This window comes from Natranaerovirga pectinivora (genome assembly GCF_004342165.1).
In the GTDB taxonomy this organism is placed as follows: Bacteria; Bacillota; Clostridia; order Lachnospirales; family DSM-24629; genus Natranaerovirga; species Natranaerovirga pectinivora.
In genome coordinates, this window is record NZ_SMAL01000011.1 from 14,633 (window position 1) to 38,195 (window position 23,563).

The 23,563-nt window shown below is 31.9% G+C and carries 17 protein-coding genes; 1 reads left to right on the plus strand and 16 read right to left on the minus strand.

The annotated features are described in order from the left end of the window. Position 1 precedes the first annotated feature (1 nt). From EDC18_RS12445 to EDC18_RS12470, 6 genes are all read right to left on the minus strand, one after another. On the minus strand, positions 2-739 hold the full coding sequence (locus tag EDC18_RS12445; protein WP_132253635.1) for a hypothetical protein: 738 nt from the start codon (positions 737-739) through the stop codon (positions 2-4). 2 nt (positions 740-741) lie between these two features. After that, the gene (locus EDC18_RS12450; RefSeq protein ID WP_132253637.1) at positions 742-2,802 is read right to left on the minus strand and encodes a dynamin family protein; all 2,061 of its coding nucleotides are present in this window, start codon (positions 2,800-2,802) and stop codon (positions 742-744) included. 2 nt (positions 2,803-2,804) lie between these two features. Continuing rightward, on the minus strand, positions 2,805-3,791 hold the full coding sequence (locus EDC18_RS12455) for a patatin-like phospholipase family protein (protein ID WP_132253734.1): 987 nt from the start codon (positions 3,789-3,791) through the stop codon (positions 2,805-2,807). Positions 3,792-3,919: 128 nt separating this feature from the next. Further along, the gene (locus EDC18_RS12460) at positions 3,920-4,099 is read right to left on the minus strand and encodes a hypothetical protein (protein WP_207669214.1); all 180 of its coding nucleotides are present in this window, start codon (positions 4,097-4,099) and stop codon (positions 3,920-3,922) included. Positions 4,100-4,405: 306 nt separating this feature from the next. After that, positions 4,406-5,128 (minus strand): ATP-binding protein, encoded by a 723-nt coding sequence (locus EDC18_RS12465; RefSeq protein ID WP_165878578.1) that lies wholly within the window; start codon positions 5,126-5,128, stop codon positions 4,406-4,408. Between the two features lie 33 nt (positions 5,129-5,161). Then, on the minus strand, positions 5,162-6,475 hold the full coding sequence (locus EDC18_RS12470; RefSeq protein ID WP_132253640.1) for a glucose-6-phosphate isomerase: 1,314 nt from the start codon (positions 6,473-6,475) through the stop codon (positions 5,162-5,164). A gap of 232 nt (positions 6,476-6,707) precedes the next feature. On the opposite strand from EDC18_RS12470, the gene EDC18_RS12475 reads away from it, so the two are divergent. Next, complete coding sequence (locus tag EDC18_RS12475; RefSeq protein WP_132253642.1) at positions 6,708-7,427, plus strand: hypothetical protein; 720 nt, start codon at positions 6,708-6,710, stop codon at positions 7,425-7,427. 3 nt (positions 7,428-7,430) lie between these two features. Here the strand turns inward: EDC18_RS12475 and EDC18_RS12480 are convergent, their stop codons facing one another. The 10 genes from EDC18_RS12480 to EDC18_RS12530 form a co-directional block, all read right to left on the minus strand. Further along, positions 7,431-7,985: a nuclease-related domain-containing protein gene (locus EDC18_RS12480; RefSeq protein WP_243115119.1), complete on the minus strand. Its 555-nt coding sequence runs from the start codon at positions 7,983-7,985 to the stop codon at positions 7,431-7,433. A 221-nt stretch (positions 7,986-8,206) separates the two neighbouring features. Beyond that, positions 8,207-8,656, minus strand: a complete 450-nt coding sequence (locus EDC18_RS12485) for a VanZ family protein (RefSeq protein ID WP_132253644.1) — start codon at positions 8,654-8,656, stop codon at positions 8,207-8,209. A 192-nt stretch (positions 8,657-8,848) separates the two neighbouring features. Continuing rightward, complete coding sequence (locus tag EDC18_RS12490; protein ID WP_132253646.1) at positions 8,849-9,580, minus strand: nucleotidyltransferase family protein; 732 nt, start codon at positions 9,578-9,580, stop codon at positions 8,849-8,851. A 2-nt stretch (positions 9,581-9,582) separates the two neighbouring features. Continuing rightward, positions 9,583-10,791 (minus strand): GHMP family kinase ATP-binding protein, encoded by a 1,209-nt coding sequence (locus EDC18_RS12495; RefSeq protein ID WP_165878579.1) that lies wholly within the window; start codon positions 10,789-10,791, stop codon positions 9,583-9,585. A gap of 304 nt (positions 10,792-11,095) precedes the next feature. Further along, positions 11,096-16,777, minus strand: coding sequence for a S8 family serine peptidase (locus tag EDC18_RS12500; RefSeq protein ID WP_132253649.1), 5,682 nt, complete (start codon positions 16,775-16,777; stop codon positions 11,096-11,098). A gap of 362 nt (positions 16,778-17,139) precedes the next feature. Further along, on the minus strand, positions 17,140-18,399 hold the full coding sequence (gene murA / locus EDC18_RS12505) for a UDP-N-acetylglucosamine 1-carboxyvinyltransferase (RefSeq protein WP_132253651.1): 1,260 nt from the start codon (positions 18,397-18,399) through the stop codon (positions 17,140-17,142). A gap of 759 nt (positions 18,400-19,158) precedes the next feature. Beyond that, positions 19,159-19,698 (minus strand): serine O-acetyltransferase, encoded by a 540-nt coding sequence (locus tag EDC18_RS12515; protein WP_132253653.1) that lies wholly within the window; start codon positions 19,696-19,698, stop codon positions 19,159-19,161. A gap of 15 nt (positions 19,699-19,713) precedes the next feature. Then, positions 19,714-20,970, minus strand: a complete 1,257-nt coding sequence (locus tag EDC18_RS12520; RefSeq protein ID WP_132253655.1) for a lipid II flippase MurJ — start codon at positions 20,968-20,970, stop codon at positions 19,714-19,716. Between the two features lie 14 nt (positions 20,971-20,984). Continuing rightward, on the minus strand, positions 20,985-22,412 hold the full coding sequence (locus EDC18_RS12525; protein ID WP_132253657.1) for an O-antigen polymerase: 1,428 nt from the start codon (positions 22,410-22,412) through the stop codon (positions 20,985-20,987). Positions 22,413-22,442: 30 nt separating this feature from the next. Then, a complete protein-coding gene (locus EDC18_RS12530; protein WP_132253659.1) occupies positions 22,443-23,531 on the minus strand; it encodes a glycosyltransferase family 4 protein in 1,089 nt (362 codons plus the stop codon). Positions 23,532-23,563: the final 32 nt, after the last annotated feature.

Consider the following 23,563-nt stretch of genomic DNA (forward strand, 5'->3'; position numbering starts at 1 on the left):
ACTACACCTCCTCATTAATGATATTTTCTATTACATTACACATATCAATAATTAAAGTAGACTTGCTTTTTATTTCTTCTTTTAGTTCAACAATGTCTTTTGACGCCATTTCCTCATCTGATAATAACACCATTTGGGACTGAATATCTTTTTCTAATTGTTCAATACAATCGTTTAACATAAACTCAAAATCATCCATTATATCAGAAATGATTTCTTCCACTTTTTCATTGACTGCATCTATTCCGGCATTTGTTGCAGATTCTAAAAGGACCTTAAATGCCTCTTCCTTTTTAGCCCCTGGTAGCATCTTAACCGTATTTTTACATTCAGGATTATCAAGGGATACTCTTTTAGATATCTCCTTTTGCATTAAGCCATTAATACCTGTTTTTAATTTTTCAATCTGTCTTAAGAACCTATTTAAATTAATGTTGTATTTGCCTAATAATGCTTTATTCGTTTCTACTACAAAACACAACTCGCTGGCATATACAGAGATTTCTTCAAGGATTTTTTCTTCGATTTCAATAATTTCCTTGTCTACAGTTCCTTTAAAGCCATTAAAAATGTCATTAATTTTAGCTATATCTTCAATAGCAGATTCCCCTGTAATTGATTCTATCTCTCCTGCTTCTTTTGCTGTTCTATTGAAGGCATTCTTTAACCAATTCCATGCTTTTTTAGCAAGTGTATATATGAGAACACCGGACGGCTTTATTAACGGTAGTGGTGACATACTTAACTCACTCCTCCCATACTTTTTATAGCCACTGTTAATTCTTCAACACGTTTTGTTGTGGCTAATTTAATGGTTTTTAATAACTTGTCCATTTCTTTTTTATCTACTGCAGTGGCTTCTAACCTTGTTGCATATTCCTCACGTTTTGCACGAATCTCCTCAATGCCTTTTTCACTTGTCTCTATAACCTCTTGTTGGTTTGATTTCAATTTTTTCATTAGATCAGAAATATCACTTTTACATAATAAAAAGTTTTCTCTTATATCATCTATTAAAATAGATTTATAGTTCATTACAACTTCCTGATCTAACCTGCGTTTTAAGATATCTACACCTGTAAATTCAAGTAAACGTTTGGCATTCTCTCCTAATTGAGCCATTGTAAGTCTAAACTTGCTTAAAATAGAAACCAAATCAAAATACTCATCGTCCTGATCTGTAATATGATCAAAATTCTTAATAAGGGTATAAAAATATCCAGATACAGGGATTATGTTTTTGGATGCTAACCTTTCACTGCCAAAACAGTCGGCTCTTTTTAAGTATTTTAACCATTCTTTATATTGTTCCTTCCAGTTTTCTTCAGGTCTATTTAATGTATCCAATTGAGTGGCTACAATATAAACTTTTTCAGGGTTATATCTTGTATTGGCAAAAACACTATAAATCGTTGCCATTTCTTGCCCCGTTAATGCATCTGCCTTTACACAAACTAAAACCGCATTGGCACGGTCTATGTAATCACGGGTTATATCAGATCGGTATTGTACCACATCATCAAGTCCAGGGGTATCCACAAAAACAACCTCTTCAGGCATATTAAAATCTTCTAGACCTACTTCAACTTCTTTTACAAAGTAATGTGTTGGAGACTTAGAAGACGTCCACTTTTGTATCTCTTCTTTTAAATCTTCTTTACTTGCACAGCTAAATGTGAGTGTCTCTTTATCCAACCAATTGTTTTTTTCTGCATCTGCATTTAAAGCTTTGTATTCTTCTAAAAACACTTCAGCTCTTGAATTTTTAGCACTTGTCCAAAGCTTGTCCCATTCAACAGCCTTATAAAAAGATACTTTAACATAATTTTCCTTACTTGAACGGAACTTGGTTAAAGCGGCTGTTTCTGGCGTTACCCTTGTAGAAGCCAATTCAAATCCTAAAATAGCATTAATCAATGTTGATTTACCTGCTTTTATGGCGCCTACTAAAGCAATATGAAACTCTGCTTTCTTACAACGCTTTAGCATATTATCCATATCTCTAAACATCTTAGTTGTGACTTTATCCGCCATTAACTCCGTTGATAGCACTGCTTTTGTACTCTCAATAACTTGTGCATACTTTGAAACCGTTACATCCCACATATAATCCGTAGAAAGGGTATTGTTTTTAAGCACCTTAGAGATCCCCTCTACCTTAGATAAAAATGCTCTATGTAAATTATCATCTGCAAATGTATTTACTTCTAAGACCTCACCACATTTATAACAAATAAGTTGTCCATCTTTTGCTTCTAGTCCACAATTTTTACAATTCATATTCATTCTCCTTACGATATTCTTAAGTTCACTTACTTGTAATTCTAATTCAACTATTTTTTCATCTTGTTCTTCATTGTAACAATGTATTTGTCCAAAATAATCAATAAGCACCTTGTAGATATTATTAATTTCTCCATCTACTTCATGGACCATCTTATTCAGCTTCTCATTTACCTTACCCACCAAATCAAAGCTCATTAGATTCTGCTGGGCAAGAATTTGAATCATTTGCCCTGCAGCATATTGAGATGTGGCTAAGTTTCTATCAATATCCGCTCTAATTTGCTGATTCTTACCAGTAAGACCTCTCCATAAACTTTTCAAAACCCCTTGATCAGCAAGGGCTTCACTTCGTGATTCAGCAATAGAAAGGGCTGTAACACTATCCATTACCAACGTATTAATGCTTGCCCCATTGTTTTTATGTATTTCTATCATTTCTGCTATGTGTTGATCCAATTGATTCTTTTCTTGAAGGGTTAGCTCTTTTGTATGATTGAGTTGTAATGACGTCCCCATGCTCACTTTCCTTTCAACTTAAAGCCTATATGATTTAATTGGTTTTTAAGATTTTCTCTTTCTTCAAGACAATGCTGTCTTTTTTCTTCAAATATGTATTCATCCTTAACCATCTTATTTAACTGTTGATACATCTGCCCTTGTACCATGCCCATATCGTATAAAGGCTTTAATATTTTTATGGTATCTTCATAGCCTTGTTGAATTCTTCTCTTAGCACCCTCTTTGGTAAAATCCAAAGTCCCATCTAGAAGTTCCCCTTGATGTTCTCTGGGAACAATTTGAATGATTTTTGCACCTGGAAAAGCATTGGTATCTAGTATACTTTCCCTACTCAAATGAGCAACAAGGATTACCTTATACCCTAAGTCATACAATGGTTTTACAGGGACATTATCACCAAAAACAGGTATACCACCATCTATATAACTGACCCCATCAATAATTATCTTTTGGAAAATAACAGGCAAAGCAGATGTTGCTAATAAAATGGATTTTATTCTATTAGGAGTCATTCCTTGTATATTAAAAGCCTTTTTATTTAAAACAGGTACTTCAAGACAAGTCGCAAAGCATGGTATGCCATTTGTAGCAACGTACTCTAAATTGATAGATTCATCTATTATTTCTAATAGACCCTCCCTAGAAAAAATACTACTCTTATAATGACTTGCTAAGTAGGCCGTCATAGGTAAAGCCATTTTTAAACTCTGACCAGTTGAAAAACCAGAAAGCCCACTCAAAACTTGATCCTTTATTTCCCCAACGTCTAATTTTAAAATATTCTCCTTGGTAATATTAAGCCAAACATCTTCTGCTATCTTATAATTTCCTTGAGAAAACAACACCCCATTAAGGGCCCCAACAGACGTTCCTGAAACGGCTGTAATATTTTCATCAGCACCAAATTCCTTTAATGCTTTCCACACGCCAATATGATAAGCGCCCTTACCGCCTCCACCTGCTAAAACAAGTCCAATACCTTCCATACATCCACCACCAATAATCAAAAACATATATGTACTATTTACCATATTTTAGCACATTTTATTCATATATTGCCACCTCTTATTGTCGAAAATTCTCACTTTGTAAAAAATAACCCTATTTCTTTTAATTATGAAATCGGGTCTTGCCTCTTCTCTTCTAAATTTGATAGTAGAGATATTATTTCTCGTTCACCACTTGATGGCGTATAAACAATTTCACTAGTTATATCATTTTTCAATACTGTACCAGGTAACTTTCTTATTCCAGCTCGATTAGATTCAATTAGACCTTGGATTTCCATTAGCATATTGGTTGTTAAAACGCCTCTATCTTTTACTAAGTTATAACCATACCAAAGGGCCTTTCTATATCAATAAAATATGAGTAGTTTTTCTCGTTTTTTACTCATATTCTTGTTACCTGGGTAAATTCTTCCTTCTTTAGCACAGAAAACCACCATATAGGCTATGTAAAACCTACATGGTGGCTCTTTTATAAGGTACTGATTATTAAAACCCTGGCTGTTCAAATGGATTCACAAGCCTTTTAAAGAAATAAGTAATCTATCCAAAGTAATAAGGTGTTATCTTAGGCAGATTCCATTAACTGTTCTTCATGAATAATACTTCTGATATTTACTCTTTGGTTTATCTGGCAAAGTCATTTTAATTTTCCCCGCATCAATTAACGGATGAATATACGTTTTAATAAAATAGCTTGGTGCTTCAAATCCAAATTTATCAGCGAGTTCTTCCCTAGTTCGAGGTGTAATACAGTAATTTAAAATCTCCCGTTCAAAATCAACTTCTTTATCTTGACCGACCGCCATCTTTTTATAAAATATTACTTTAAATACCCCTCGCCTATCTATAAATACTGGAGCAGGCATATCAGCTTTTTTAAGTTCAGCTATAACAGTAGGAATCCCTGAAAATCGATTTTCTGTATCAATCATAATTTTTAATGCTCCTGCTAAGTATGGATTCCTGGTGTCTGCAGCCGCCTTCCCTAAATCATCTATAGTGATCCTGCCATATAGACCTCCTGGATTCTCTAACTCTAATCTGTCCTCATACATGATTAATCTTATAGGAGACCGCTCTGTATGAACACTGTAATCTCTGTGTATAAGTGCATTTAGTATTATCTCTCTAACTGCTTTTATTGGATATTCTGGTTTATCCGCTCGAGTACCGTCTTCGGTAACTATGGTTTTAACCTTCATATTTCTTCGAACAAAAGCTAATGAACTTTCAAGCATTTGTGATATGGTTCCTTCAATCCGTTTATTGTCTACAAATCGACTTTTAAATTTTTTAAAATTAAAAACCACCATATACATGGTGGCTCTTTTATAAGGTACTGATTATTAAAACCCTGGCTTCCCAAGCAATTTAAACATATTCTTCTTATACTCTTCTACCCCTGGCTGATCAAATGGATTCACTTCTAATAAATACCCACTAATGCCACAAGCTTTTTTAAAGAAATAAGTAATATACCCAAAGTAATAAGGACTTATCTTAGGAAGATTAATCACAATATTTGGCACATCTCCAGATACGTGAGCATTTATGGTCCCTTCCATTGCTTTTTTATTGACAAAGTTAATGGTCTTCCCTGCCAAATAATTAAGACCATCCATATCCCCTTCAATACTCTCAATGGTAATGTCACTTTCTGGTTCTTCTATATTAAGTACAGTCTCGAAAATATTCTTTCTTCCATCCTGTATATACTGTCCCATAGAATGTAAATCTGTTGTGAAGTTTAATGATGCTGGGAATATCCCTGATCCACCTTTTCCTTCACTTTCACCAAATAACTGTTTGAACCATTCACCAAGATAAAATAAGCAAGGTTCATAATTCACAAGAATCTCTGTTGTATTGCCTTCTACATATAATAGATTTCTTATGACAGCATATTGGTAACAACTGTTTTCTTTTAAATTCATATTGCTAAATTCGTCTGCAGCATCTTTTGCCCCTGCCATCATTTCATCAATATCAATACCAGCAACGGCTATAGGCAATAACCCTACAGAAGTCAGTACAGAATATCTACCACCAATATCATCTGGTACAACAAAAGTTTCATAACCTTCCTGAGTTGCTAAGTCCCTTAATGCACCTTTGCTTTTATCTGTGGTAGCATAAATTCTCTTGCTAGCTTCTTCTTTACCATATTTATTTTCCATATATTTTTTAAACAATCTAAAAGCCAATGCAGGTTCTGTTGTTGTCCCTGACTTAGAGATCACATTAATAGATATGTCTTGACCCTCTATGATTTCAAATAAATGATTGATGTAAGTGGCACTAACATTATGACCTACAAAGTATACTTTAGGGCCTTTTCTTTTGTCTGATGGCAATTCATTATTAAAACTATGACTTAACATCTCTATCGCCGCTCTTGCCCCTAAGTAAGAACCACCAATACCAATCACAACAAATACTTCCGAACTCTCTTTTATCCTATCTGCTGCTTTTTTAACTCTAGCAAACTCTTCTTGATCATAATGATAAGGCCAATCTACCCAACCAACATAATCATTCCCAAGTCCCGTTTTTTCATGAAGCATATCATGGCATTGCTTTACTCTCTCATCTAAGCTGAAGATATCATCTTCACTTATTGTATTTAATACATTTGAATAGTCTAAAGTTATTCTTTTCATTCCTTTTTTCCCCTTATAAATAAAATAGTTGTAAAAACAACCTAAATCTATTCTACGAAGATGAAAATAAAAATATTACTACAAATTAAATAATTTGTTCTTTTTAACCATTTATATCTTATTATGCTTAATAGATGCTAGTATGCAATAGACTGATACTAATTAATTTAGCTCAACTAACAAGTACTAGGACAATTTTTTCATAGCATATATTTAAAAAGGAGGTGTTTTAATGAATAATATAGTTCAAATTGTTTCTTTACATAAAATAATAGTAAATGAGAGTTTGCATTTAAACATTTCAAGTGGCTATATAAAAAGAATGGATAGTTTTGAAAATGCTCTATTACCATATGATCTTTTTTTACCTGTTGAAAAGTGTTCAACTGAAAATCAATACGTACTAGTTGGTGGATATGATAAATATAAATATATGCTTGATAAAGGTATAAAAAAAACATTATGCATTATAGAGCCCTCTACTAATTATGAAGAACAACAAATAAAATTCCTTCGCAGACTTTACAATAATGGTGATGCTACAAAAGAAAATAGACAAAAGATATTAGATTTAATACCTAGCTTTAGAATCGATTATGTTTTGAAAAAAATCGGATTGTCTAAAAACGAATATAATATTAATTATCAATATAATCCTAACATTCCTAGTGAGTATATTAACATTAACACTAGTGAAATAGTAATGAATTGGATTGAACAACTAAACATTCACAATAATGTTAAAGTTTTTTTATATAAGAGAGCAGGTTTACCTAAAGGAGATCCCCTAAAATTTACAACAGAACATATGAAACTATTGAAGAAATTCTTTAAACTTGAACCTAGATTTTACCAATTGGATGTTAATTACCAAATAGAGATATTAAAATCCTCCATTTATTACAAAGGTACTATATTAGAACTCCTTAGATCCATGGTTGAACGTGTTTAATTTTTATATCTTTTTCATTTTCACACTTTCAATATGCTCTCTTTTAACAGAATTATCTACACAAGAAAATTTCTGTAGTTCACAATATATTTGATTTACTTCTTCTATAGATAAAATGTTAGAAGAACTCAACATATCATTAGTAATGCTTTTAATTAAAGTATTCCTTTTAATAACTTTAACATTAGATGAACTAACATTAATCTTTTTTAATGTGCAGCGCTCGCTAAATATAATATAAGACTTATAAAGATTACTCTTATCAATATCCACAACATATTTCAAAGCATTTATATGACCTTTATTCTGCCATATAGGATTATAGAATTGGTTCTTTTGTTTATTTGGCAAAGTTTGCGTCCAGTTTTTGTATTTTTCATCACCAAAAATCCATCCGCTGTAATTTTTAGATTCAAATACATATATACCACTCTCAGCTATCATTATTAAATCTATCTCAGTTTTTGACCCATCTTCTTTTGGTATATATAAATTAGTCATTAATTTATAATTCCCTTTTAACTTTTCAAGACACCAAAATGTTAAAAAACTCTCCATAATTACCCTTATCAAAAATACTTTTTATAAAACTATTTCCACTAGCATTTTTATAATTTGATTTATTATATTTTATATAACTTGGTAATAGTAGAATACATACCAATATAAAAAATAAAATTAAATATGAAAGTAATGTTCCCATTACGCCCCTCCTCATTAACCAAACTCTTATTCATTGAACTCTATTAATCTCTCAGATGATTCATTTGTTAAAGACTTTAATCTCTTCGTTTTCTAAATGCACTATAAATAAGAATTCCAACTAAAGCGCCCGCAGTATCTATTATTACATCCGAGACTTCCCCACTCCTACCTGGTACATACAACTGATAAACTTCATCGGCTATTGCTATCATTATACATATTAATAATGTAAAAATGATTCCTTTAATACCAATTACGCCACATATCTTAAGCATATTGATAACCAATATCCCCAATACTAAGAAAACAAAAAAATGAGCACTCTTTCTAACAGCTTTGTGAATATCCCCAACTTGAATATTTAAATCTGGCATAACTCTTTCTACTATTTCAATAATATTAGCCGTTACCCCTCGAGATAGTTCAGATGACTGAGTTGCTGGTTGGCTGGACATGTAAAAAATAACACCCATCCAACAAAGTACTAATACAATTGTAATACTTGCTTTTAGATATTTAGACATACGTATCTCAACTTTCTTTCATCTTATATATCAAAAAATGACCATTAATTTATCAACATTATCAATGGTCATTTATTATGATTAGCTCTAATATTCTATATTCATCCGCTCAATCGTATTTAGAAAGTTTACCTTAGATATCATTAACAAACAACAGTTTATTACTTTCCCCCAAAAATAATAAGCTAATATTTATTTAAAAATATCTTGAACTTTCTCATAGCTTTCTAATGTACCGATATCATATCTCTTACCTTGAAGTTTATACGCATAAACATCTTTTTTTCCTATTAACCAAGGTACAAAATTACCTGGTGCATCAGGATTGTTGCCTTCATTTAAATACTCTTTTATTCGATTTACTGTATCTTTAGTATATAAATAGAATGGTGGTACAGCTAAGTTTGACTTAGGTTCTTGCGGCTTTTCTTCAAATCCAATAGCTATTCCATTCTCATCTATTTCTACTACGCCTGTTCTTTTTAGATCCTCTACATTGCTTACTTCTAAAACACTTATACAATCATTATTGACATCTTTATAGAAATTAACAAAATCTCTTAAATCAAAGTCAAATAAATTATCCCCGGCTAAGACTAAAACATCTTCTTCAATACTTTCTTTATCAACTACATATTGAATGTCAGCAATAGCACCAAGGCGATTGTCATTAGTGGTTGTTCCATCATTAATCACTTTTACTACTTTATTTGTCGGGTATTGATTTACCCAATCATTGAATTGATTATAAAATCTATCATTAGTAACGATATATACATCATTAATACCTTCAATAACTTCAACTTTATCTAATATATGTTGAAGTATTGTTTTACCACTTACTTCTAATAAGGACTTTGGCTTATCTTTCGTTAAAGGATATAATCTTGTTGCATAACCTGCTGCTAACAAAATACATTTCATAATTAACTCACCTCCGTATTAGCATCATAATTCGGTATTATTCTTGCACCATCATCTGTCTTACAAAAATTCACTTTATAAACATCTGCATACTCTGGATGCATTACAGGATATACTGCATCTACTCTTTTTCGTATTTCATCTTTAAACTCTGGATTGATTATGGCAATACAGCAACCTCTATACCCTGCACCACTAAATCTTGCACCATATACCCCTGGACAATCTTTTAATATATTGTAGATAGTTGTTAGCTCAGGACAACCTGATTCATAATTATGTATTGAACTTTCTCCTGACTCGAACATTAACTTACCAAATGCCTCTATATCACCTTTTTCCCAAGCTTCTATGCCATCTTTAACTCTTTGATTCTCTGTATAAAAATGATCTGCTCTACGTCTAAATCTACCTGGTAGTTCTTCTCTATATTTTTGGTATAATTCATCGTCTACATCTCTTAATCTAATCTCTTTAATAGGAGACATAGTACCACACGCTAATTCTTCTAATATACAAGCAGCAACTTTACACTCATCTACTCTATTATTGTAATCCGTTCCAATAAGCGCCTTGCTTACGCCCGAATATACTACGGCAACTTCGAACTCAGGCATATTGTCTGGCTTAGGTGTTAGCTTGTACTCTCCAGTACTACAATCCATAGACATTAAATACCCGTCTTCACTAAGGATATTGGCCGCTTGATCTAATATGCCATTATTAAGACCAATAAACTCTGTTTCAACCCAATGACTATACTCTATTAACTCTTCTTTGGTAGCCTGTATATTATTGGCATCACATAATGCTAATAGATATGCTGTAGTAACTGCTGCTGAGGAACTCAATCCACCAATAGGAAGTTTTCCACTAATTACTGCATCAATCCCACAATGAAGTATATTTTTTTCTTCTAGTGCAAGTACCGCCCCTCTAAGGTAATTACCCCAATGCCCTGGTATCATATCAGGTACATGTTTGATATGAAATATTTCTTCATCTGGAAAGTCTATGCTTTGAACCCTTATATATCCGTCTTTATTTGATGAATATGCCATGTTGATGCTTGCGTCTATAGCCATTCCAGTTACTAGACCGTGTTGGTGGTCTACATGGGCACCTAATGGGCATATTCGTAGTGGTGATTTAACTATATGTATCGGTTGACTGCTATATTTTTCTTGAAATACTGTTTCTACACTTTTCATAAACATCCCCTCATAATTAGTTTTTAGTTGTGTTAAAATCACCCTCAGTAATTAATCGACTTAATAGTAATCTTATCCCACTCTATAAACTTAACATTAACTATTTTATTTTAACAGATTAACTAATAATTTTCTATTATTTTACATACCCTGATAGTATCAACCTTACTGCAGAATATAACTCATGAATAATTTAGGTTAATTCATTACAAATAGATACTTAATCTATTTGTAATGAATTAATATTAAAATCCTATTTCACAAATTGGTCTAACTAATTGAACATCAATACCATATCAAACAACTAATTTCTTTCAATTAATTGAGTCACTTCAAACGCATCAATACTAACCAATGTATTGCTTGAGCCTACATTCTTAGTCCCAGCAACTTCAATCCTTATGGTATGAACCCCATATTTTAAACCTTGATTCTCATATACCATTTGTTGAAATTGATTGGTTGGACCATAAAGATCAACATATTCTGCTTTTTCATTGTTTATTGTTACTTTTGCTATTCCTGCATTATTTCGAATATTACTTATCCATTGTATCCCTGTTCCTTCAAAGCTAAACTCAACATATGCTCCTTTTTCTGTAGAATACTTCATGCTTCCGCCACTATGTGTTGATTGGTTATGATTTAACCAATTTCCACTATAAATTATCACTTCTGCCGTTTCCTCTATTCTTATTTGTTCTTGTATGTGACCTAGTACTTCTACTTCATTTGACATATCTGATTTGTTTCCAAAATAATCTACTGCCGTAACTACATAATAATAATCTTTTAAGGGATTAATATTTACATCTGTATATTTCAAGTTTGTTACTTTAGCAATTTTTTCATAACCATACCCAGCTGTAGTAGATCGATACACATTATACCACGCTACATCTTCGTCTGAGCCTAGTAGCCATGATAAATCAATTGATGTTATTCCATTTTTAATAGCCGTTAAGTTTTTTGGTGCTATTGGTGAAGTAGTAACAATATTATTAATATCAAAAGCATCAATACTTACCAATGTATTGCTTGAGCCTACATTCTTAGTCCCAGTAACTTCGATTCTAATTGTATGAACTCCATATTCTAAACCTTGCTTCTCATATACCATTTGTTGAAATTGGGTAGTTGGACTATAAAGATCAACATATTCTACTTTTTCATTGTTTATTGTTACTTTTGCTATTCCTGCATTATTTCGAATATTACTTATCCATTGTATCCCTGTTCCTTCAAAGCTAAGCTCAACATACGCTCCTGTTTCAGTAGAATACTTCATTCTTCCGCCACTATGTGTTGATTGGTTATGATTTAACCAATTCCCACTATAGATTATCTCTTCTGCAGTTTCCTCTATTCTTATTTGTTCTTGTATATGACCTAATACTTTTACTTCATTCGACATATCTGATTCGTTTCCAGCATAATCCACTGCCGTAACTACATAATAATAATCTTTTAAGGGATCAATATTTACATCTGTAAATATCATGTTTGTTACTTTAGCAATTTTATCATAACCATACCCAGTTGTACTAGATCGATACACATTATACCATTCTACAACTTCGTCTGAACCTGGTAACCATGATAAATCAACTGATGTTATTCCATTTTTAATAGCTGTTAAGTTTTTTGGTGCTCCTGGTGTAGTAATAATATTATAAATATCAAATGCATCAATACTAACCAATGTATTGCTGGAACCTACATTCTTATTCCCAGTAACTTCAATTCTTATAGTATGAACTCCAAATTCTAAACCTTGTTTCTCATATACCATTTGTTGAAATTGATTAGTTGGACTATAAAGATCAACATATTCTGCCTTCTCATTGTTTATTGTTACCTTTGCTATTCCTGCATTATTTCGATTATTACCTATCCATTGTATTCCTGTTCCTTCAAAACTAAACTCAACATACGCTCCTGTTTCAGTAGAATACATCATGCTTCCAGCACTATGTGTTGATTGGTTATGTTTTAACCAATTTCCACTATAGGTTATTCCATCTGCATCTTCTTCATAATATCCTTCTCCTAAAATTGGACCTGTGACTCCTCCTATAATCTCTATTACACCAGTAAAATCTGATTGCAATCCAGCATGATTAATGGCAGTTAGTGCATAATAATAATGTTTTCCTTCCTCTATACTATCATCTGTAAAATTTGAATCTTCAACTAAATTTAATAATGTATATTGATTCTCTTGAGATGTTCTTCTCCAGACTTTATATCCTAATATGTCGACTTCTTGGTTATCACTCCATATTAATTTAACACTATTACCTTCTTTTGCTCCTGTTAATCCACTAGGTATTTGAGGTGCATCAAAGGTAATATCATATACTTGTGAATAATCAAAATTAATTTTACCTGATACACACTCTAGTATCCAGTACTCTCCATTAGCTCTACTGCCCCAGGTAGTTCCAAATCCCCACGTACCTTCTCCATATTGACTATAGAGGTCATATTCGTTACTTGTGCCATGAGGCCAAGTAAGTTTTAATACTCCCATATCAGGACCAGTATGTATACTTAATTCACTTTTATAACCAGTGAATGGTATCTTGACTTTAGCGCCTTCTTCTAAAGTTACATGCCTTGTTCCATTATTAAAACTTTCTCCTGTTTCCAAAGTCCAATTTCCTGTATACTCTATATGTCTACTAGTATCTTGAAGAACATATACGCTATTAGGAATAATCGGTCGAGCTACTACAGTATTGGAATAAACTGACTCTACCTCACTATTATTAACAGCTGTCATTTTATAAAAATAATCTCTATCTTCTGTTACGCTATCTCTATACCAATTATGATCTGGCATAGAATAGGAATCGATATATGCTACTAGCTCATACTTAATATCATCTGTTGATCTGTACACTTTGTAGTATGCTACATCTCCTGATTCATTCCCCATATACTCTAGTCTAATCTCTTCAATTGTTGAAGAAGCCTGGAAAATAACAGGCGGCTGAGGTGCTGTGCTTTCAGTTGATATCATAAAAGTATCAATATTAATAGAGGTAGCTGACTTTCTTGCGCTTCGATCCCACTGTCCAGACCATCTAATCTCTATATTATGGTTTCCATAATAAGGTAAATCTTTTTCAAATAAAACTTGTTTATACTTAGGTACCGCTGAATACAAGTTTATATCTCCTGCAAATACTTCATTGATAAAGACCCGTGCTATTCCTTGGTTTGAATTCTTAAATCCAGTCCATGAAATCTTTGAGCCTGTAAAGTTTAAAAATACACTCCCTGAACTATTTAATACTTTAGCTGTGCCATTTTCATGAAAATCTGAATTAATTTCTTTCCAATCCCCTACATATTGTAACGCAGAATTACGATCATCTATTACTATCTCTTCTCCCATATCATAAGTTAAAGTATATGATCCCATTCCACTATAAGCATATACATTAACAAAATATCTTCCAGTTTTTTCTGCTGTAAATTGAATAAATTCTTCACTTCCCGCATTCTCAGAAGAAGCTAGCAATCCCTCTGTACTTTTGACTGTTTTGGCCCATGGTGCATATAGGTGTAAGTCGAAATCTGTTCCATTATCTGCTGTTAAATAAAGATTAATTGTTTCTCCTACTTTTAAGTCTATATGATATACATCATCTAAATCCTCTAAATAATGCAACGTTCCAATATTGATACCCTCTAAAGGAATTCCAGGAATATCATCCTCTAAAGAAAAATCTCCCATTTTTAAAGCCGCTGCTGCATTTACCAAACCTCCAGTAAAAACTTTCCCTGATAAATGAGGTAAAGGCATACTACTAGCAAGAATCTTTGCTTTCATTTGTAGTATATCTTCTGTTCCATCACTTAATAATAATGCAGCTATACCTGCAACATGCGGTGCCGCCATAGATGTACCATCATAATAATCATATGAATAATCATAATTGTTATCCCCCGGATAAAAGAGTGCTACTTGTCCATCTGAGTTCGCAGGGGCTAAATAATCCATCCATATACTAGGTAATAAATGGTAGGTGTGATTTTCAAAAACTGTCCCACTCATTCCATTTACAAATTCTAAATAATTTGCCTCACTTACAAAATGTGTATTTAAGTAATTTAAGTAAAAGTCAGTATATTCTATATTCCAACCTGCATCTCTTCCAGATAAATAAAGATTCCCTCCATTATTTAAATATTGAATTAGTACTTGTTGATCATACTCTGTTATGGTTTTGATATACTGATCTCCTGATCCTTCTCCTGTAAACCACACTACTACATCATATTCATTTAGTATGTCTATACTTGGACCATCGGTATGAGCTGGTACTGTATATACATCTAAATTCTCGAACTTTAATGCCTTTAGAGGATCTTCATAATAACTTAAAACATTTCTCCGATCTCCCAAATTACTCTCATCATCTTGTACTAATAAAATTGAGCTTTGTGTATCTATATCAAAGAATTGCATTACACTTTCCATTAATTGTACTCTTTGAGTATTGCTACTTATAATTTCTAGCCCAAATCCTTGAAAAAGAGTTTTATATGCTCCTGTATCACTTTGTATAGCCGCTCCCATCTCTGGTCCCTTAGGAACTGTACTTAGTATTCCCACCCCAGGTGCCGCTACATCTACGGTATTTTCTCCATAATTAGAAAAATGAGCTAAATGTCCTCTATTATCTACTGCTGCTACTGATATAATATTAGGACTTTCATAGCTCGCCGGATAAGTTCGGTATAAATCATTATTCCACCCATTATTACCTGCAGCTGCGATAAATAACATACCAGAGTTTTCTATTGCTTCCTTTAGTGCCTGGGAATATCCGCCTCCACCCCAGCTATTATTGGAGATTTTCACTCCCATATTTGAAGCATATTCTATTGCTAATATAGCATCACTTGCACTTCCGCCATAAGGACCTAAAAATTTAAGTGGCATTACTTTGACATTAGGAGCAACACCTACAATACCTATGTTATTCAAAGTAGCTGCTATAGTTCCTGCTACATGGGTACCATGTTCATCTCCATCTTCTGGATTAAACACGGTATTATTATTATTGTAAAAATCCCAACCATAAAGATCATCTACATATCCATTTCCATCACTATCCATACCATTATGTATTTCATTAGGATTTATCCATATTCTATCCTTTAAATCTGGATGGTTGACATCTACTCCTGTATCTATTACTGCTACAACAACTTCTTCAGCACCTTGAGTTATCTCCCAAGCTTCTAATATATCAATATCAATCCCAGGTACTCCTGGTATCCCATAGATTAATTGCCCTTGATTTTCAAGCCCCCATAAATCTCCACTCAACGGGTCTGTCGTTATATTTAAGGGTTGATATAAATAATTAGGCTCTACATATTCTACTCTTTCATCTAACTTGAGCCTACTAATAATCTGATCTATGTTTACATGACTTGGAACCGTCACAAGATCAGCTTTAATAGAATTTAAGTTTTGTTTAACTTTTAAACTATTCTGAGCAAAAATATTTTGTTTTTCAAGAGCCTTTACATTCTCCTTAACTTTAACTATTAATTCCCCAGGAATATAATTTTTGTTATGATTAGTTTTGCTTTTCCACATTTTCTGAGAATGATCTTGTGTAATTTCTTTTGTATTACTAGGTTGCACTAAATCATTTCTCTTGTGAACATCAACTTGTTTCTTTAAGTCACCTTTTCTTATATTATGTGTATTATTAACAGAGTTTATTTTACTTGCTTCTCTTTGATTATGAAAAAGATCTTCTTGTGATTGATTTGTAAAAAAGTATTCAACCTCTCCACCTTTATCAATATAAAAAATTTTTTCTCCTATGTTACTTTGCGTCGTATCATTTAGCTTATAATTTGTTATATTATTCTGTGACCTAGCAAAAATACCTTGGGTAATCATTAGCATCACTATCAATACTAATGATATTACTTTAAAAATTCGATGTTTCATCCTCTCATCTCCCTTATATAATTTATTATAAATGCTTACTTCTGCTAACTATCTTTATCCTCCTTATCTAATTTAAAAGCACTTCAAATTAACTTCATCGAGCACTTCTTTATAGATATGAAGAAATAGCACTATACCTTCATTTAATAACTAATACCTTACATTTAATCTGCATGTGTTTACTAAGAAGACAAATTTATTTTTTAGTTATTTATAAAGAAAGTGACTTAGTCACTTCAACTCCCCACCCCTTCATTCGTGAGGAGCTTTTATAACCTAAGATGGGCTTTCTTTTTACCTTATTCACTTCTATTTCTTACTGTTACCCTACTTTTTCTATGTTGTATCCAAGTGCTAGTTCTTTAGTTGTTATAATTACTCCACTTAATTTTAGCTCCTAAGCTTTGAAACTTTTCAATAAAGTTTTCATATCCTCTTTCAATTTGTTCAGCATTGCTAATTCTTGTAATACCATCGGAAACCAAACCTGCTAAGAGTAATGCAGCTCCAGCACGTAAATCATCTGCAAAAACATCAGCCCCAGTTAATGAATTCCCTCCTTTTATAACAAGTAAGTTATTCTCTACATTTGTATCAACACCCATTTTTTTCAACTGAGCTGCATATCCAAATCTATCTGGGAATCTTAGGTCTACAATTTTAGACATTCCTTTCGCTTGAGATGAATAAACTGCAAGTAATGGTTGCATGTCAGAATTAATACCGGGATAAGGTCCCGTACTTATTTCTAAAGGGTACGATGTACTACCTTTAATAATTACTGAACTTTGTCCTTCATATATATTAAGACCACTTGATTTCAAGAAAATCAATGGTATTTCTAGATGCATTGATGGGAAATCTAATATTTCTACATCACCATCTGTTATTGCAGCTGCAACAAGAAACGTTAGTGCTTCCATATTATCAGGAATAACTTTATGAGTGGCTGTGTGCAATTTTTCAACACCGTAAACAACAATACTTTCATTACCTCTTACTTCAATGTTTGCTCCCATTTTATTTAACATATCAATGAGATCAAGAATTTCTGGACGAATATGAGGATTCCAAATTGTTGTTTTACCTATTGCTAGTGATGATGATAGAATTGCATTTTCAGTAGCACCTGTAGATCTTAATGGCAAATGAATATCAGCACCTTTAAGTCGACCATTCGATTCAGCACATAAATAATCATCTTCAACCCAAACTCTTGCCCCTAATGACTCAAGCACCATTTGATGAAGATCATACTTTCGTTCTCCTATTTTGCAGCCACCTGGTAGTGGAACCTTTGAGAACCCTTTACGCGCTAATAAAGCTCCCCAAATTAATAATGTATTTCTAATAGACCTTTTATTCCAAATAAGTTCAGATGAATTGATGCCTCCGCTTATAATTAACGTATCCCCTACAGCATCTATTTTCTTCCCTAAACTTTCCAACATTTCATTATGAATTTTAACATCTGATAAACCATTAGGGAAATTACTTATGATTAATTCTTCATCTGTTAGGATTGATGCAGCTTGCAATCTTAAAGCACTGTTCTTAGCACCACTTAACTTAATCTTACCTTTTAAAGTACTTCGTTCAACTAATAATTCTCTTTGGCTCATTTTAACACTCCATTTCTTTTTTATATTCTTGAATTTAGCTTTATAATTCTTCTTTGTAATATTGTACGTCAGTCCACGAAATTCTTAATCCCGTCCTCAATACTCTTAGATGACTTAAAGTTAATTTCTCTTTCTAAATCTCCTACATCTGCATAGGTTTTAAATATCCCCAAGTTGCCTATACATATAGACTTTCTTCGCTTCTATGCATTGATAAATCTCAAGACTGAACTGGATTAGTAAAGCCCTTCATAGGAGTATCATAAAAACTACTATATATATGGCCCTCAACTTAATTGATTTCTCCGTTCAGCAAAAGAGAGACTGGCTGACCCATATTGTGAATTGTAGAGAATAGTGTTTCTTTGTTGCCCCCATAGAACCTAATGATGCACAAGCAGGCGTCTAGAAGTATTTTATACAGGCCTCTATGATACGCATAAAATCAGTTAGGTTTGAATCAACAAATGCAAAGGGGTTCTAATTAGAGTATCGCACTCCTGCTTAAATCCTAAATTTATGTCGTGATCTGGCTGGTAATGTTCGAATATATTGTTAGGTCGTACTTGTTTTTTATATCTATCGTATAGAAATTAAGGTTATAGTACTTACCTAATATTTGCACGTCTAGATTACTTATGACTTTGCTTAAAATTATCAATCAAGTTGGTAAGTTCCTATTATTTATTAAATAAGAAGCTTCTAATATTTTTTGAGAGGATGCAATGAATCCGGCTGCATCTATTATTAGTATTTACTTCATTCAGATAGTTCTTTTAAATCTTTAATTTTTTTAGCTGGTATTCCAGCATATACACTATACTCATCTACATTCTTAATCACGACACTATTTGCTCCAACTATTGAATTACTACCAACAATTACATCTCCCAAAATCTTGGCACCAGCAAAGATAATTACATTATCACCAACAATAGGGTAATTATTTTTGACACTATCTCCAAGATTTTGACCACCAAGCGTCACTTGCTGGTATATAACTACATTTTTTCCTATCTTAACGCCATCACCAATCACAACTCCGTTAATGTGTCTGAGCTCGAGCCCTAGCCCAATGTCTGCTTTTAAGCTAATGTGAACACCATACTTTAAAATCATTCTATTCCTTAGTAAAATCCCTAGTTTACAAAACCCTTTATCATAACTAATCTTTGAAATTCTGTATAATAAAATCACACGCTTTGAGGGATTTCCAATAATAATACTCAGAGTTGCGATGATACTCTTTTTCTTGTCCATTTTAATTTCTTTTTGAATGACATCTCTTAAAGTAAACATTTTAATCTCCTTCCATTATCTCTTAAATACTTTTATTCTGTTAATATCACATTTGCTAAATATTAAAATATCCCAAAGTTTAACATTAAAGATTCTACTATAATATAACAAGAATGATATCCCGCATATAAAGTATGAAATAATTGACGCATATGCTGCACCAACTATTCCATAAATAGGTATCATAACAATATTACCAATAATATTTAATATAACAGAGATCAATAAAACAATGAAAGAGATTTTTTGTTTTCCGACAGAAATAAATAAAGTGTTAATCAATTTAAAAAATAGCATTGGGATAATTCCTATAAGTATTATTATCGTCACACTATATGCTGCAATAAAATCTTCACCGTATAGAAATTTTATAATTGGTTTCCCAAAGATTGCAATAAAAGTAATCATGAAAACACTAATTATAATGTTTATCTTGATACTCATATTTATATCATCTATGGAGTTTTTTATAGCTGTTTTGGCAAAGAGTACATCTTTAAATGCATCTGGAATAATCCACAGCTTGTCAGCAAGTCCAACTCCTACAGTGTACAAACCAATTTGTGAAAATTCTACATAGCTACGTAAGATTATTATATCAAACCTATAATTCATTGTTATAAGTAATGCCGTAATCATCGGATAAAATCCGAATCTAGTTGCATCTACAAGCAACTTAAAATCAAACGATCTTTTGCTCAACTTAAAACTAAAAGATCGAATAATTCTAGTGATTATTAAAATATCTTTTAATAGTAATACTACAAATAGATAATAAATATTTTGTGGAGCTACAATAAAGACAATCAGCAACATAATGGTATATAATATTTGGTTACCGATATTTAATAAATTTCTCAAATTAATATTTTCAATCATTGAAATAAACATTAATTGTTTAGTTAATATCATTATTGATATTAACATTGTCATAAAGGTCACTTCCAACATCTTTACAGAAGCTGAAACAATAATAGAAATAACCACATACGCTAAAAATTGAACGATTATTATAGCAAAATACTTCTCTCTTATATCCCCTTGATCATCAGTTCTTTTTTTATATGGATATGATTGGTAGACTCCTAGATTTAGTATTAACACTGCGATATTAATAATATTTAATATATACTCATATTGTCCCTTTAGTTCTGGTCCTAAATACCTATTGATAAACACTGTATTTAGTACTCCAAAGAAAACTAAAGTGACTTTTGTTATTAGTGAAAACGCATAACTATTTTTTAATATTTTTCTCATGCTCTTCATCATCTCTTAAACTTTCCTTATGTTTCGTTTTTTAGTGCCCGAATTAATGCTACTTTGTTTTTTTTAACCAAAACTCTGTCAATAAAATATACAAGTAATATCATAACAGTATTCCAAATTATATTAATTTGAGAAGCAGTAGAGAACACATTGAAAATATATCTAATATTCAAGGAATAAAACAGAACAATCCAAAAGTCCGAAATATCTGTAGTCACTCTTGTTTTAAGCATTCGATTATATAACTTTCTGATGATCACCCCTGTTATAACCGCTAATAGTATAACACCAAACCAGTGAAAATTGAAAAATGCTAATCCATAACTTCTAGGAGGAAGTCCCCAATAATTTTGTCCTAATATTGCTTCTCCAACTATTCCTGCATCATCGATACTCGGCTTTGAACTCCATAATATTCTTGGAATAGGTGCAAAAAAGATATTTATTAAAGTTTTTCCAAAATTAAATTGTATATCTCCATTTAAGAGGAGGGCAATCAATGATGGTAAAATATCAGCAGTAGCTTTTCCTCTTGCAACTGCGAATAATAGGTTCCCTAACTCTACTCCCATCAGACTTAAGTCTCCATAACGCCTAAGATTTCCCCATAATATTCCAAAAAAAACAGCTGGTATAATTATAAAAATTAAATTTCTTAATTTTATTTTCTTATATGAATAATTATAGAATATTAAATATGGAAAAACCACACCAAAGAATGCTCTTTCTCTCCCACCAAATGTTGACATTGCAATAAATGTGGCCACATTTATGAGCACTGAAGATTTAACTCGTCCTCCATATAGATACAGTATAGAAGCTAAGCTTCCTAACTTAACAATATTAATTAGATACGCTTTGCCAGAATACAATTCTACACGATTACTCATCATGTTTATCATTGACATGAAGCCACCCATTTCAAACAAGATATAAAGATATGTTATGACACTAATAATTAGTATAATTTTCGCACAACTTATCGGACTATTCAATGCATATCTGAATGGACTTAACCTAATTATCGATTTTTGATTGGAAACAATTAAAAATCCACCGTACAAAAAAACAAACCATACAATGATAATTAATAATGAGTATGCCATTATGAAGTGATATTCATTATCAATTAACCACATTGCATATCTAAATGGTTTACCATATAAATCTTTTTCCAAGAAATTTATTAATGGTAGTATTTGTATGGTTATAAATATGTAAATAGGGTGGAACATATCTTTTACAAAAAATATTGGTGAAAGTAGAAGTGAGAAGGCACCCATCAATAATAAAGTAGAAAAATTTAAATTGCCTTTATACAAACTTAAAAAAAATAGCATCATTATTATATTAAACGAGACTGCAGCTATAACTCGTTTAAGTGTTATACTATGGGCATTTTTTATGTAGTTTGTAAACTCGGATATATTTTTAGTGGTCTTCATAACATCTTCCTTCTATAGGTAATTATTTTATCAAGTAAACTCATCATAAATCTCAGTAAGATTGCTAATATAATCCATTGGAGAGAAGTCATTTTCTATTTTTTTAACTGACTCTTCTCCCATTTGTTTTATCAAATCTTGATTTGAACTTAATTTTATTAACTTCTCATAAACTTCTTTTTTATCAAATTTATCAATAAGTATACCATTTGCAGTTGTCACTAATTTACTTGTACTTCCAACATTTGTAGCTACAATGGCATTCTTCATAGCCATAGCCTCCAAAACACTTTGTGATGGATAATTATCTGGATAAATAAGAGAAACGAAAATTTTACTTCTACTTAAAAACCAGTATAGTTTTTCAGTATATTTAATTTCAACCACACGGTTATCTATATAGTCTCGTAAAATTGATTCAATTTGATCTTTTAGTGGACCTTTACCTAAAATAGCAATCTTCCAATCTGGTCTTTCATCTAAAAACAACTTTATTGCTTCTGCAAATAAAACAGGATTCTTTCTCTCTATAAACCTTGAAGCAAATACTATTAGATTCTCTTTTTCGACATCCCAATTATTTTCAGAACTTATAAAGAATGGAATAGGTGAACAAGTGATTTTTCTTACCATATCATATTCGTTATTTTCACTCCACTTGGTTATCAATATATTATTTACAGTCGGACTTACTGCAACTATTCTATCGATATTGCACTTAAAATATTTTAGCTTGCCTTCAATTAGAGATTTTGCTACATCAGGACTAGTTACTTCAAAAATTACTTTACTCCCTAAAATCTTTGAGCCAAAAGATGTATAAAGCCCATTTAATACAAGATGCATCACACCTATTTTGTACTTTCGAATTATTAATGCCGCTTTTATGTTTAGTAGTATAAAACTCATGAGTTTTGATTTTACTATTTTGCTATCAGAAATAATGATCAAGCGACTTTCATCATTGATAATTTTCAACCTACTAGATAATTCCTGATCTTTTTGTGCAGCTATATATAATTCACTATTAACAATAAAAAAAGTTTTCTTAGTTGCATTATTCAATAATGAAGCAATCCTAAATATTCTTTTTTCTGCTCCTGACACTCCTTTACTCATTAAACATATCGCGATATTATTTTTTTTCACCG

Bases quoted from the DNA above. Each gene is read 5' to 3' on its own strand.
- EDC18_RS12445 (WP_132253635.1), bottom strand. From the start codon at position 739: ATGTCACCACTACCGTTAATAAAGCCGTCCGGTGTTCTCATATATACA.
- EDC18_RS12450 (WP_132253637.1), bottom strand. From the start codon at position 2,802: ATGGGGACGTCATTACAACTCAATCATACAAAAGAGCTAACCCTTCAA.
- EDC18_RS12455 (WP_132253734.1), bottom strand. From the start codon at position 3,791: ATGGAAGGTATTGGACTTGTTTTAGCAGGTGGAGGCGGTAAGGGCGCT.
- EDC18_RS12460 (WP_207669214.1), bottom strand. From the start codon at position 4,099: ATGCTAATGGAAATCCAAGGTCTAATTGAATCTAATCGAGCTGGAATA.
- EDC18_RS12465 (WP_165878578.1), bottom strand. From the start codon at position 5,128: ATGGTGGTTTTTAATTTTAAAAAATTTAAAAGTCGATTTGTAGACAAT.
- EDC18_RS12470 (WP_132253640.1), bottom strand. From the start codon at position 6,475: ATGAAAAGAATAACTTTAGACTATTCAAATGTATTAAATACAATAAGT.
- EDC18_RS12475 (WP_132253642.1), top strand. From the start codon at position 6,708: ATGAATAATATAGTTCAAATTGTTTCTTTACATAAAATAATAGTAAAT.
- EDC18_RS12480 (WP_243115119.1), bottom strand. From the start codon at position 7,985: ATGGAGAGTTTTTTAACATTTTGGTGTCTTGAAAAGTTAAAAGGGAAT.
- EDC18_RS12485 (WP_132253644.1), bottom strand. From the start codon at position 8,656: ATGTCTAAATATCTAAAAGCAAGTATTACAATTGTATTAGTACTTTGT.
- EDC18_RS12490 (WP_132253646.1), bottom strand. From the start codon at position 9,580: ATGAAATGTATTTTGTTAGCAGCAGGTTATGCAACAAGATTATATCCT.
- EDC18_RS12495 (WP_165878579.1), bottom strand. From the start codon at position 10,791: ATGAAAAGTGTAGAAACAGTATTTCAAGAAAAATATAGCAGTCAACCG.
- EDC18_RS12500 (WP_132253649.1), bottom strand. From the start codon at position 16,777: ATGAAACATCGAATTTTTAAAGTAATATCATTAGTATTGATAGTGATG.
- murA (WP_132253651.1), bottom strand. From the start codon at position 18,399: ATGAGCCAAAGAGAATTATTAGTTGAACGAAGTACTTTAAAAGGTAAG.
- EDC18_RS12515 (WP_132253653.1), bottom strand. From the start codon at position 19,698: ATGTTTACTTTAAGAGATGTCATTCAAAAAGAAATTAAAATGGACAAG.
- EDC18_RS12520 (WP_132253655.1), bottom strand. From the start codon at position 20,970: ATGATGAAGAGCATGAGAAAAATATTAAAAAATAGTTATGCGTTTTCA.
- EDC18_RS12525 (WP_132253657.1), bottom strand. From the start codon at position 22,412: ATGAAGACCACTAAAAATATATCCGAGTTTACAAACTACATAAAAAAT.
- EDC18_RS12530 (WP_132253659.1), bottom strand. From the start codon at position 23,531: ATGAGTAAAGGAGTGTCAGGAGCAGAAAAAAGAATATTTAGGATTGCT.